Source organism: Pseudomonas sp. MDT1-85 (assembly GCF_054898065.1).
This window is the reverse complement of sequence record NZ_CM142715.1, coordinates 653,551-665,655: the sequence shown is the minus strand read 5'-3', so window position 1 is coordinate 665,655 and position 12,105 is coordinate 653,551. Positions and strand designations below refer to the sequence as shown.

Genomic DNA, 12,105 nt, shown 5'->3' with positions numbered 1-12,105 from the left:
TGCGCGCTCCGTAAGGGGTCGAGGTCATCCCTGGGGGGACTTCTATTATTCTGCCGTCCGGCATCATAAACCCGAATTACTTCAATGAGCATGCCCCTTGGAGCGTCAGCGTTTGTCAGCCCGTCTTCTCAGCCAAATAGCCGAGCAGGGTTTCATAGAGTCGGTCGACCTCGGCGACCTGCCCCCTCGCCCGTAAACAGCCGTGAACCAGTCCCTCCCCGTAATAAAGCGTTGCGCTCACGCCTGCTGCGTTGAGTCGCCCGGAGTAAAGCACGCCGTCATCGCGCAGCGGGTCGAACTGCGCCACGGCGATCAATGCCCGAGGCAGACCGCTCAAATCGTCGGTGAGCAAGGGCATCGCATAGGCGCTCGGTTGCCTGGTACCGCCTAAATACAACGCGTGATAACAATCCAGATCGCTGCTGCTGAGCAGTGGCGCATCGGCGCATTCGCTGCGTGACGGCAATCGGTGATCGCCGCCCAGTCCCGGATAGATCAGAACCTGCGCGCAGGGCATTGGCTCGTCGGCATCGCGCAAAGCGAGGCACAACGCAGCGGCGAGATTGCCGCCAGCGCTGTCGCCTGCCACCAGTGTCCGCGCAGGGTCGAGCTGAAACGGTCCTGTGCGCAACGCGCGCCAGACACTCAGGCAATCATCGAACGCCGCCGGAAACGGATGCTCCGGTGCCAGCCGATAATCGACGGCGATTACCAACACGCCGAGCACCAACGCCAATTCAGCGCAGATGAAGGCGTGGGAATCCAGATCCCCCACCACCCAACCGCCGCCGTGCAGGTACACAATGCACGGCCAACCGTTGGTCGGCGGCGTGACCGGCGGTTGCCAGGAGCGTACGGCCACGCCTGCCAACTCGAAATCGACCACCTCAAGCCCTGCGGGACATGGCGGGGTAAACGCCCGACTCATCTCGCTGTAGGCCTGACGCAAAGCGGTGAGGCTACTGTCGGTGCTGTTGAAGCTGAGGGTTTTCTCGACGAAAGCCGCCATGTGTTCGGAGAGTGGATAAGGAGCCATGAGCCTGCAGTCAGCCAAATAATGGAATGGGGGTCTGTGGCAAGGGGACTTGCCGGCAAGTCAAGAACGACGGAAATCCTGTGGGAGAGTGGCTTGCCCGCGAAGAATGCGCCACGGTTTTTCAGGTATTACGCGTCATCGTTCTTCGCGGGCAAGCCTCGCTCCTACAGGTTCTGCGTCCCCCTCGCCACAGTGATCCCGCTCGACCAGTCAGTTTTTCAAACTGGCCTGAACGGTTGCCACACCCTCCTTGCCATCAAAACTGCTGACACCCGCCAGCCAGCGTTGAAGATCTTCGGGATGATCACGCAGCCATTGCCTGGCGACATCCTGGGGCGTCTTGCGCTCCATGATCGGTACCATCAACTGGCTTTCCTGAGCGGCGGTAAAAGTCAGGTTTTCCAGCAAGCGGTTCACGTTCGGGCAGCGTTCGGCATAGTCCGGCGCGGTCACGGTGGAAACGGTCGCCGCACCTTCGTTCGGCCCGTAGACGTCTTCGCTGCCGGTCAGGTAGGCGATGTTCATGTTGATGTTCATCGGATGCGGGGTCCAGCCGACGAACACCACGAACTCCTTGCGATTCACCGCCCGCTGCACGGCGGCGAGCATCCCGGCTTCACCGGACTCGATCAGCTTGAAGTCCTTCAAGCCAAAGTGATTGGTCTCGATCATGGTTTTGATCGTGGTGTTGGCGCCGCTGCCCGGCTCGATGCCGTAGATCTTGCCGCCGAGCTGATCCTTGAATCTGGCGATGTCGGCGAAGGTTTTCAGGCCCGCTTCGGCGACGTACTCAGGTACGGCGAGCGTTGCCTGAGCATCGGCCAGGCTCGGTTTGTCCATAACCTTCACCTGATTGGCGGCCACAAATGGCGCGATGTTTTTGTCCATCGCCGGTTTCCAGTAACCGAGGAAGATGTCGAGGCGTTTGTCGCGAATGCCGGCGAAGATGATTTGCTGCACGGCGCTGGTTTGCTTGCTTTCGTAGCCGAGGCCGTTGAGCAGCACATCGGCCACGCCACTGGTGGCGATCACGTCGGTCCAGTTGACCACGCCCATGCGTACGGCCTTGCAGGAAGCGTCGTCATTGGCCAGAACGCTGGTGCTCAGAAGAGCAGTGCCGCAGAGGATAGAGAGACAGCGGGTGAACAGTCTTTTCATTGGGAGGATCTCGTGCGGCAGCGGATTATTGTCGGGCCGGTGTCTTTGTGCACCGTGTCCGGAACATTACGCAGCGTCGAGAGGGTAAAAGCGAACTGTAGCGACCGTGTTTTGCACGGTGGCGACTGTTCCAGAAAGGTATCGAGAAGAACCCCGAACGGTGGGAGCGAGCCTGCTCGCGATTGCGGTGTAACAGTCAACATAGATATTGAATGCTATGACCTCATCGCGAGCAGGCTCGCTCCCACAGGGTTATGCGCTGTAGTGTTTCTCGCCCCACGCCAGCAGCCCTTGCAGCAATTCCCTGAGCACCACTTGCGTCGGCACCGCCAAGTCCGGGCGATAGCGGAACGGCTCGAACTCTTCCATGTAGGTGCACTGACCCAACTCCAGTTGCACGGCATGGATGTTTTCGGCCGGATTGCCGTAATGCCGGGTGATGTGCCCGCCCTTGAAGCGACCGTTCAGCACATGACTGTAATCGCCGTGTCGCGCGCAGATGGCTTCCAATTGGCTGGCCAATTGTGGATCGCAACTGGCGCCGTTGAAGGTGCCGAGGTTGAAGTCCGGCAGCTTGCCGTCAAACAGGTGCGGGATTATCGAGCGGATCGAGTGCGCATCGAATAGCAGCGCGTAGCCGAATTCGGCTTTCAGTCGCGCCAGTTCCTCCTGCAGGGTGCGGTGGTACGGCGTCCAGATGTGCTCCAGATAAGTCGCTCGTTCTGCGGCCGATGGCTCCAGCCCTTCGCGGAACAATGGAATACCGTCGAATAGCGTCGCCGGGTACAGACCGGTGGTGGCGCCGACATATAAAGGCTTGTCGTCGGACGGTCGGTTCAGGTCGATGACAAACCGCGAGTACTCGGCTGCCAGGGTGCTGGCGCCCAGCTCGGCGGCGAATTCGTAAAGCCTTGGGATGTGCCAGTCGGTGTCCGGCAGGCTTTTCGCGTCGGGAATCAATCCGGCTTCGACTGCTGGGGTCAGGCGCAGGCCGGCGTGGGGCATGCTGATCAGCAGCGGTGCGCGACCTTGTTTGAAGTTCAGAACCTTATCCACAACTGTTCTCCTAAATGCTCACTTCAACGCCGTGACGCACGACGCGTTTTTCCAGGTCACCGCCCAGCCAGTACGACAGGTCGGCCGGACGATCGATTTGCCAGGCGACGAAATCTGCGACTTTGCCGGCTTCCAGCGAACCGTGAGTCTGGGCCATGCCCAGCGCGGTGGCGGCATGAATCGTTGCGCCCGCCAAGGCCTCTTCCGGGGTCATGCGGAAACAGGTGCAGGCCATGTTCAGCATCAAGCGCAACGACAGCGCCGGCGAAGTGCCGGGATTGAGATCGCTGGCGATGGCGATTTTTACGCCGTGTTTGCGCAGGGCTTCCATCGGCGGCAACTGGGTTTCCCGCAGGAAGTAGAACGCGCCGGGCAGCAATACCGCGACGGTGCCGGACTCGGCCATGGCGATGGCGTCGTCTTCGGTCATGAATTCCAGATGATCGGCAGACAGTGCGTGGTAACGCGCCGCCAGGCTCGAACCGTGCAGCGATGACAATTGCTCGGCATGCAGTTTCACCGGCAAGCCAAGGTTCTGCGCGGCGATGAAAACCCGCTCGACTTGCGCCGGCGAAAACGCCAGGTATTCGCAGAAAGCGTCCACCGCATCCACCAGCCCTTCGGTCGCCAGGGCCGGGAGCATTTCGTTGCAGATGTGGTCGATGTAAGCGTCCGCGCGGTCTGCGTACTCCGGCGGCAAGGCGTGGGCGGCCAGGCAGGTGCTGCGCACGCTGACCGGCAGCTCGGCGCCGAGACGGCGGATGACCCGCAGGATTTTGCGTTCGCTGGCCAGGTCGAGGCCGTAGCCGGATTTCATTTCGACCGTGGTCACGCCGTCGCGCATCAGGCTCTTCAGACGCTTGGCGGCGCTGACGAACAGCTCGTCTTCAGTGGCCGCGCGAGTGGCGCGCACGGTGCTGGCGATGCCGCCACCGGCCGCTGCGATTTCTGCATAGCTGACGCCTTGCAGACGCTGCTCGAATTCACCGCTGCGGTTACCGCCGAACACCGTGTGGGTGTGGCAGTCGATCAGGCCCGGCGTCACCCAGGCCCCTTTAAGATCATTGACTGCCGGGTACTCGCCCGACGGCAGTTCAGCGCGTGGGCCGATCCACTCAATGTGCGCTCCTGACGTCACGATGGCCGCATCCTCGATGATCGAGTAGGCGCCTTGCGCCATGGTTGCGACGTGGCAGTGTTGCCAGAGAGTTTTCATCCGTGGCCTCCGTTAGGTTATCGATGAGTAAAAGAAGGTTCCCGCTCCACCGGTACTGCCTTGCCTGCCGCCGGTTTCACCCACGTCAGGTAGGCCAGCACCAGCAATACAATCCAGACCACGCCGACGATCACAGCCGCCTGGGTGTCCGGGAAATAGCCCAGCACGCCAAAGATGAACAGCATGAAGGCAATCGCCGCCATTGGCGCATAGGGCCAGAACGGCACCGGGAATTTCAGTTGGGCGACCTGCTCCGCGCTCATGGAACGACGCATGGCCACTTGGGTGAACAGAATCATCAACCAGACCCACACCGTCGCAAAGGTCGCGATAGAGGCGATCAACAGAAATACGTTTTCCGGAATCAGGTAGTTCAGCAGCACGCCCAGCAGCAGCGCGGCACTCATCACCACCACAGTCATCCATGGCACGCCATTGCGCGACAAGCGGGCGAAGCCCTTGGGCGCATGCCCTTGCTGGGCCAGACCGTACATCATGCGGCCCGCGCCGAAGATGTCACTATTGATCGCCGACACCGCCGCCGAGATCACCACGATATTGAGAATGGTCGCCGCCGAGCTGATCCCCAGGTTGTCGAAAATCTGCACGAATGGACTGCCTTGGCTGCCGATCTGCTGCCATGGAAAGATCGACATCAGTACGAACATCGTCAGCACGTAGAACAGCAGGATACGCAACGGTACGGCATTGATCGCCCTGGGCAGCACGCGCTGCGGGTCTTTGGCTTCACCGGCCGTTACGCCGATGATTTCAATGCCGCCAAACGCAAACATCACCACCGCAAACGAAGCGATCAGGCCGCCCACGCCATTGGGCATGAAGCCGCCATGGCTCCAGAGATTGCTGATGTCGGTCGCCTGGGCGCCGGGCGCGGTGCTGATGCCGAACAGCATGATGCCGAAGCCACCCAGGATCATCGCGACGATGGCAGCGACCTTGAGCAGCGACAGCCAGAACTCCATTTCACCGAAGACTTTGACATTGCACAGGTTCAAGCCGCCGACCACCGAAACGATGCCCAGTACCCAGATCCAGCGGGCGACTTCCGGAAACCAGAAGCCCATGTAAATACCGAACGCGGTGACGTCGGCCATGCCGACGATGACCATTTCAAACGCGTAGGTCCAACCGAGGATGAAGCCCGCCATCGGCCCCAGGTAGGTGCTGGCGTAGTGGCCGAAAGAACCGGCCACCGGGTTGTGCACCGCCATCTCGCCGAGGGCGCGCATGACCATGAAAACCGCCGCGCCACCGATCAGGTAAGCGAGCAGGACCGCGGGCCCGGCCATTTGAATGGCCGAGGCAGAACCGTAAAACAGCCCGGTGCCGATTGCCGACCCCAGCGCCATGAAGCGAATATGTCGGGCAGAGAGCCCGCGTTTCAAACCTTTTGTTGGCTGTTGCATTTCTCGTCCTTAATTATTCTTATCCGACGCAAAATCGAATCGCGAGCAGGCTCGCTCCCACAGGGTTTACGCAATCCCATGTGGGAGCGAGCCTGCTCGCGATGAGGCCATTACAGGCTCGGCAGCAACTTCGCCGAGACCAGTTCGCTCAGGCAACGGGTCGCCAACAACTCGCTCGCTGCGTTGATATCAGGAGCAAAGAACCGGTCCTTCTCATAAAACGGCACTTCAGCCCGCAAAATCGCTCGGACCTTTTCCAGTTTGACCGAGGTTTTCAGACCTTCACGCAGGTCGAGGCCCTGAGCCGCCGCCAGCCATTCCACCGCCAGAACCCCGCGCGTGTTTTCCGCCATTTCCCACAGACGCTTGCCCGCCGCCGGAGCCATGGACACGTGGTCTTCCTGGTTTGCCGACGTCGGCAAACTGTCCACCGAGTGCGGATGGGACAGCGCCTTGTTCTCGCTGGCCAATGCCGCAGCGGTCACCTGGGCAATCATGAAGCCGGAGTTCACGCCGCCATTGGCCACCAGGAACGGCGGCAGTTGCGACATGTGCTTGTCCATCATCAGCGAGATACGGCGTTCGCTCAGGGAGCCAATTTCGGCGATGGCCAACGCCATGTTGTCGGCGGCCATGGCGACCGGTTCGGCGTGGAAGTTACCGCCGGAGATCACGTCGCCTTCTGCGGCGAATACCAACGGGTTGTCCGAAACGGCGTTGGCTTCGATGGCGAGCACTTCGGCGGCCTGACGGAACTGGGTCAGGCAGGCGCCCATGACTTGCGGCTGGCAGCGCAGGGAGTACGGGTCCTGGACCTTGTCGCAGTTCTGGTGCGAGTCGGACACTTCGCTGCGCTCACCCAACAGGTCGCGGTAAGCGGCAGCGGCGTCGATCTGGCCTTTCTGACCACGTGCTGCATGAATGCGTGCGTCGAATGGCGAGCGCGAGCCCAGCACCGCCTCAACAGTCATGCCACCAATGGCTAGGGCGCCAGCAAACAGGTCTTCGCCTTCGAACAAACCGCGCAATGCATAAGCGGTAGAAACCTGAGTGCCATTGAGCAGCGCCAGACCTTCTTTGGCAGCCAGGGTCAACGGGGTCAGACCGGCGACTTTCAGCGCTTCGATTGCTTCCATCCACTCGCCTTTGTAGCGAGCTTTACCTTCGCCCAGCAGCACCAGGGACATATGGGCCAGAGGCGCCAGGTCACCGGATGCACCCACCGAACCTTTCAGTGGAATGTGCGGGTAAACCTCGGCGTTGATCAGCGCGATCAGTGCATCGATCACCACGCGGCGAATGCCGGAAAAACCACGGCTCAGGCTGTTGACCTTGAGCACCATGACCAGCCGCACCAAGGCGTCGCTGATCGGCTCGCCAACACCGGCGGCGTGGGACAGCACCAGCGAGCGCTGGAGGTTTTCCAGGTCTTCGCTGGCGATACGGGTCGAAGCCAGCAGGCCGAAACCGGTGTTGATGCCATAAGCAGTGCGGTTCTCGGCGAGGATCTGTTCCACGCAGGCAACGCTGGCCTCGATTTGCGCCGAAGCGCTTTCGTCGAGGGTGATGTTGACTGGTTGCTGATAGACATCACGCAGTTGGGCAAGGCTCAGTTGGCCGGGAATCAGGTTAAGCGCAGTCATTTTGTGCTCCTTTTGAGAGTTTGTTGTTAACTCACCAGACGCTCCGGAGATGTCCGTTGTCCGTCGCTTCCCGTCTTTGGGGGGCTGCGCCTTGGCACGCTGGTGTTGTGGAAATCAGTTCAGATTCGGTAAAGCCTTGTGCAGCAAAATCGGGTCTTTCAACACACTGGCAGCGGCAGCAATGTCCGGTGCCAGCCAGCGATCCTGGTCGTAGACCGGGACTCGCTCACGCAGCAGACGCCACGCGGCATCGGTGCCAGCGCCAAAGCGTTGCTCTTTGAGGAATTCAAACGCCTGGGCTGCCAGCAAATATTCAATAGCGAGGATCTGCGTGCAGTTTTCCAGCGCGCGATGCAGCTTCAGCGCCGCGTTGGTGCCCATGCTCAGGTGATCTTCCTGCAGGCCCGAGGTGACGTAGTTGTCGAGCACCGCCGGTTGCGCCAGTTGACGGTTTTCCGCACACAGGGACGCGGCAACGTACTGGACGATCATCATCCCGGAATTCACCCCGGGATTGGCCACCAGAAACGCCGGCAGACCGCTGACGTGCGGGTTGATCAAGCGGTCCAGCCGACGCTCGGCGATGGAGCCGATTTCGGCCATGGCAATCGCCAGCAAATCCGCCGCCAATGCCACTGACTGACCGTGCGGATTGGCCTGGGACACCACTCGGAAGTTGTCCGGCGTGCCCAGCAGCATCGGGTTGTCGGTGACAGAGTTGAGTTCGGTTTCGATCTGCTTTTTCGCGTGCTCAAGCTGATCGCGAGCGGCGCCGTGAACTTGCGGAATCGAGCGGATGCTCAGCGCATCCTGAGTACGAATGCCTTTGCTGCTGGCGATCACTTCACTGCCATCAAGCAGTGCCCGCAGGTTGATGCCGACTTGCTGCATGCCTGGATGCGGCTTGAGCGCGATGATCTCGGCATCGAATGCAGCAATTTGACCGCGCTGCGCTTCGAAGCTCATGGCACCGATCACGTCGGCCCATTGCACCAGACGCGTGGCGTCGGCGAGTGCCAGGCAGCTGAGGCCGGACATGCACGGCGTGCCGTTGACCAGGCACAGGCCATCTTTGGCGCCCAGCTGAACCGGTTGCAGACCTTCTTCGGCCAGGGCCTGCTGCGCGGAAACGATCTGCCCGCGATAGCTGACATTACCGACACCCAACAGCGCGATGCTGATGTGGGCCATGTGGGTCAGGTAACCCACCGAACCCTGGGACGGCACTTGCGGGGTGATGCCGCGATTGAGCAGCGCCAACAGCGCTTCGACCACCCGGCGATGAATGCCGGATTTGCCGTGGCTGTAGTTGCGAATAGCGGCGCAGATGATTGCGCGGGTCTGTTCATCGGCCAGTGGCGCGCCAACGCCACAGGCGTGACTGAGCAGGGTGTTGCGCGACAATTGGCTGAGCTGTTCGTCTTTGAGCGAGACATTGCACAGCGCGCCGAGGCCGGTGTTAACGCCATAGGCGCGCTCGCCGCTGGCGACGATGCGCTGGACGATCGCCTGGGCATTTTCGATCCGCGCCCAGGTCTGTGGTGACAGCTCAAGCTGTGCGCCATGACGGGCTACGGCAACCACATCCTGCCAACGCAACGGGGCGTCGGCGATAACGATTTTTTCAGCCTGGGACATCATTGACCTCGTGCGTACAACTTGAATATTGATGCAGCTTTACCGACGCTATCGCGAGCAGGCTCGCTCCCACATTGGAATGCGTACCCCTGTGGGAGCGAGCCTGCTCGCGATGAGGCCGGCAACGTCACCGCAATCTCTCAAACTACCGCAGCCCGACGCTGAACGAACCGGTCGACATACTCATCCGCCGGCGAATGCAGGATCTCTCGTGGCGTACCCACCTGAATCAGGCGGCCATCCTTGAGAATCGCAATACGGTTGCCGATGCGCACGGCCTCGTCGAGGTCGTGGGTGATAAAGACGATGGTCTTGTGCAGGGTCTTTTGCAGTTCCAGCAACTGGTCCTGCATCTCGGCGCGAATCAGCGGATCGAGGGCACTGAAGGCTTCGTCCATCAGGATGATGTCGGTGTCCGCCGCCAAGGCGCGAGCCAGGCCCACACGCTGGCGCATACCGCCGGACAGCTGATGCGGGTATTTGTTTTCGTAGCCCTTGAGGCCCACAGTGTTGATCCAGTGCAGCGCGCGCTCGGCACACATTTGCTTGCTCTCGCCACGCACTTTCAGCCCGTAGGCGACGTTATCCAGCACAGTCTTGTGCGGCAGCAGGCCGAAGCTCTGGAACACCATGCTGATCTTGTGCCGGCGAAATTCGCGCAGGGCTTCCATGTCGTATTGCAGGATGTCCACGCCGTCCACCAGGATCGCGCCGCTGGTGGGGTCGATCAGGCGATTGAAGTGGCGCACCAGGGTCGACTTGCCGGAACCCGACAGGCCCATGATCACGAATATTTCGCCGGTGCCGATGCTCAGCGACAGGTCGTTCACGCCGACCACGCAGCCGGTTTCGGCCAGCACCTGGTCTTTGGTTTTGCCCTGGCCAATCATGCCCAGCGCATCCTTTGAACGGCTGCCGAAAATCTTGAAGACGTTTTTGACTTCGATCTTGCTGATGGCTTCTTTGCTCTTGCTAATGGCTTCGCTGCTCATTTGCTCACCTCATGCCGTGGCCGACCATACGCCTGAGTAATGCGGTCGATGACCACCGCCAGAATCACGATCGCCAGACCGGCCTCAAGCCCACGTCCGACGTTGAGGGTCTGAATCCCCACCAACACATCTTCACCCAAGCCACGGGCACCGATCATCGAGGCAATCACTACCATCGACAGGGCCATCATGGTGGTCTGGTTGATCCCGGCCATGATGCTCGGCAGGGCCAGCGGCAGTTGCACGCCAAACAGTTGCTGCCAGCGATTGGCACCGAAGGCGTTGATCGCTTCCATCACTTCGCCGTCGACCTGGCGAATACCCAGATCAGTCAGGCGGATCAGCGGTGGTGCGGCGTAGATCACGGTGGCGAAAATCGCCGGGACCTTGCCCAGGCCGAACAGCATCAGCACCGGGATCAGGTACACGAAACTCGGCATGGTCTGCATGATGTCCAGCAACGGCATCAATATCGAACGCAGGCGATTGCTGCGCGCCGAAAGAATACCCAGCGGAATGCCGATCATCACCGAAATGATGGTCGCCACCATCATCAGCGCCAGGGTTTGCATCAGTTTGTCCCAGAGGCCGACCGCCCCCACCAGGAACAACAAGCCGACAATCACGGCAGTGGTCACGACCTTGCGGGTCGCGTGCCAGGCAACGCCCGCGACGATGGCGAGCATCAACCACCAGGGTGCCGCACGCAGCAGGCCTTCAAGGTTGACGATGGCCCACAACAGGGTGTCGGAGATGCTGCGGAACACATCGCCGTAGTTGGTGACCAGTGAATCGACCCAACTGTTGACCCAGTCGGCGGTGGAAAAGGTAAAGCTTTCGGGAAACATAAGAGGCTCTCAATCAAGGGGTTGCGATCAAGCATCCGAATGCCGCTCAGGGCAGTCGGAGAGGCTCGACCTACAAGGCCGCGTCGATCTTTTTGGCTGCGTCTTCGCTCACCCATGCGTGCCAGACTTCAGGATGTTCCTTCAAGAAGATCTTGGCCAGTTTTGGCGATTCGATCCGCTCTTTGGCCATGCGCCCGAGGTTCTGATTCAGCAGGTCGATTGGCAGGTTGACCTTTTCCAGCACAGCCACCAGTTCCGGGGCTTGCTCGTGGAAGGTCTTGGACAGGCCGACCTTGATGGTTACGCTCTTGTCCACGCCTGGTTTCTCTTCGAGCTTGACCAGGTCGACCTGGCCCATCAGCGGGGTTGGCGACCAGTAGTAGAACAGGATCGGCTCGCCACGCTTGTAGCTCGACAGCACCGCCGCATCCAGCGCCGGGCCGGTGCCTGGGCGGAAGTTGGTGTAGGTGCTTTCCAGACCATAGGTTTTGAGCATTTCGCTATTGTCCAGCTCACAGGTCCAACCGGCCGGGCAGTTGTAGAAACGGCCCTTGGATGGCTCTTCCTGATCCTTGAACACTGCAGCGTATTTGCCCAGATCGGCGATCGCTTTCAGGTCCGGAGCTTTAGGCTCCAGCTTGCGCTTGGCGTCGCCTTCGATCACGTAACGCGGCACGTACCAGCCTTCGACAGCACCCACGACAGGCGCGCCGACACCGACAACTTTGCCGGCCTTCTCGGCCTTGTTCCAGACTTCGCTACGACCAACCCACTCTTCGGCGAAGATCTGAATATCGTTACTGCTCAGGGCGTTTTCCATGGTGATGGAGTTGCCCGGCAAGCTGTCGGTCTTGCAGTCGTAGCCCTTCTCCAACACGATTTGCATCACGTCGGTCAGCAGCATGCCGCTTTCCCAGTTCAGGCCGGCAAATTTCACCGGTTTGCCTGACTCGCACCAACCCGCCGCCTGAGTGGCGCTGGCGCTGGCCAGCAGGCCCATGGAAAGCAATGTGGTCAGCAGGGTCTTGTTCGATTTCATTGTGTGACGCTCCTAATCATGAATTGGCTTACGGCAGTCAAGAGGCATCCAG

Annotated in this window: 10 protein-coding genes; all 10 read right to left on the bottom strand. The window is 60.4% G+C overall.

Going from position 1 to position 12,105, the window contains the following annotated elements:
* Positions 1-115: 115 nt before the first annotated feature.
* Positions 116-1,036: an alpha/beta hydrolase gene (locus ACYZT2_RS03065; protein WP_461970023.1), complete on the bottom strand. Its 921-nt coding sequence runs from the start codon at positions 1,034-1,036 to the stop codon at positions 116-118.
* A gap of 210 nt (positions 1,037-1,246) precedes the next feature.
* Positions 1,247-2,194, bottom strand: a complete 948-nt coding sequence (locus ACYZT2_RS03060) for a choline ABC transporter substrate-binding protein (protein WP_461970021.1) — start codon at positions 2,192-2,194, stop codon at positions 1,247-1,249.
* A gap of 252 nt (positions 2,195-2,446) precedes the next feature.
* On the bottom strand, positions 2,447-3,250 hold the full coding sequence (gene hutG, locus ACYZT2_RS03055) for an N-formylglutamate deformylase (RefSeq protein ID WP_461970019.1): 804 nt from the start codon (positions 3,248-3,250) through the stop codon (positions 2,447-2,449).
* 10 nt (positions 3,251-3,260) lie between these two features.
* The gene (hutI, locus tag ACYZT2_RS03050) at positions 3,261-4,466 is read right to left on the bottom strand and encodes an imidazolonepropionase (protein WP_461970017.1); all 1,206 of its coding nucleotides are present in this window, start codon (positions 4,464-4,466) and stop codon (positions 3,261-3,263) included.
* A gap of 17 nt (positions 4,467-4,483) precedes the next feature.
* Positions 4,484-5,893 carry an amino acid permease gene (locus tag ACYZT2_RS03045; protein WP_461970015.1) on the bottom strand — a complete coding sequence of 470 codons (1,410 nt, stop codon included), beginning with the start codon at positions 5,891-5,893 and terminating at the stop codon, positions 4,484-4,486.
* 110 nt (positions 5,894-6,003) lie between these two features.
* Complete coding sequence (gene hutH / locus ACYZT2_RS03040) at positions 6,004-7,536, bottom strand: histidine ammonia-lyase (protein WP_461970013.1); 1,533 nt, start codon at positions 7,534-7,536, stop codon at positions 6,004-6,006.
* 114 nt (positions 7,537-7,650) lie between these two features.
* Positions 7,651-9,174 (bottom strand): histidine ammonia-lyase, encoded by a 1,524-nt coding sequence (hutH, locus tag ACYZT2_RS03035; RefSeq protein WP_461970011.1) that lies wholly within the window; start codon positions 9,172-9,174, stop codon positions 7,651-7,653.
* 140 nt (positions 9,175-9,314) lie between these two features.
* A complete protein-coding gene (locus ACYZT2_RS03030; protein ID WP_461970009.1) occupies positions 9,315-10,166 on the bottom strand; it encodes a quaternary amine ABC transporter ATP-binding protein in 852 nt (283 codons plus the stop codon).
* On the bottom strand, positions 10,163-11,014 hold the full coding sequence (locus ACYZT2_RS03025; protein WP_461970007.1) for an ABC transporter permease: 852 nt from the start codon (positions 11,012-11,014) through the stop codon (positions 10,163-10,165). The genes ACYZT2_RS03030 and ACYZT2_RS03025 overlap by 4 nt, the downstream gene beginning before the upstream one ends.
* 70 nt (positions 11,015-11,084) lie before the next feature.
* The gene (locus ACYZT2_RS03020) at positions 11,085-12,053 is read right to left on the bottom strand and encodes an ABC transporter substrate-binding protein (RefSeq protein WP_461970005.1); all 969 of its coding nucleotides are present in this window, start codon (positions 12,051-12,053) and stop codon (positions 11,085-11,087) included.
* Positions 12,054-12,105: the final 52 nt, after the last annotated feature.

Bases quoted from the DNA above. Each gene is read 5' to 3' on its own strand.
- ACYZT2_RS03065 (WP_461970023.1), bottom strand. From the start codon at position 1,036: ATGGCTCCTTATCCACTCTCCGAACACATGGCGGCTTTCGTCGAGAAA.
- ACYZT2_RS03060 (WP_461970021.1), bottom strand. From the start codon at position 2,194: ATGAAAAGACTGTTCACCCGCTGTCTCTCTATCCTCTGCGGCACTGCT.
- hutI (WP_461970017.1), bottom strand. From the start codon at position 4,466: ATGAAAACTCTCTGGCAACACTGCCACGTCGCAACCATGGCGCAAGGC.
- ACYZT2_RS03045 (WP_461970015.1), bottom strand. From the start codon at position 5,893: ATGCAACAGCCAACAAAAGGTTTGAAACGCGGGCTCTCTGCCCGACAT.
- hutH (WP_461970013.1), bottom strand. From the start codon at position 7,536: ATGACTGCGCTTAACCTGATTCCCGGCCAACTGAGCCTTGCCCAACTG.
- hutH (WP_461970011.1), bottom strand. From the start codon at position 9,174: ATGTCCCAGGCTGAAAAAATCGTTATCGCCGACGCCCCGTTGCGTTGG.
- ACYZT2_RS03030 (WP_461970009.1), bottom strand. From the start codon at position 10,166: ATGAGCAGCGAAGCCATTAGCAAGAGCAAAGAAGCCATCAGCAAGATC.
- ACYZT2_RS03025 (WP_461970007.1), bottom strand. From the start codon at position 11,014: ATGTTTCCCGAAAGCTTTACCTTTTCCACCGCCGACTGGGTCAACAGT.
- ACYZT2_RS03020 (WP_461970005.1), bottom strand. From the start codon at position 12,053: ATGAAATCGAACAAGACCCTGCTGACCACATTGCTTTCCATGGGCCTG.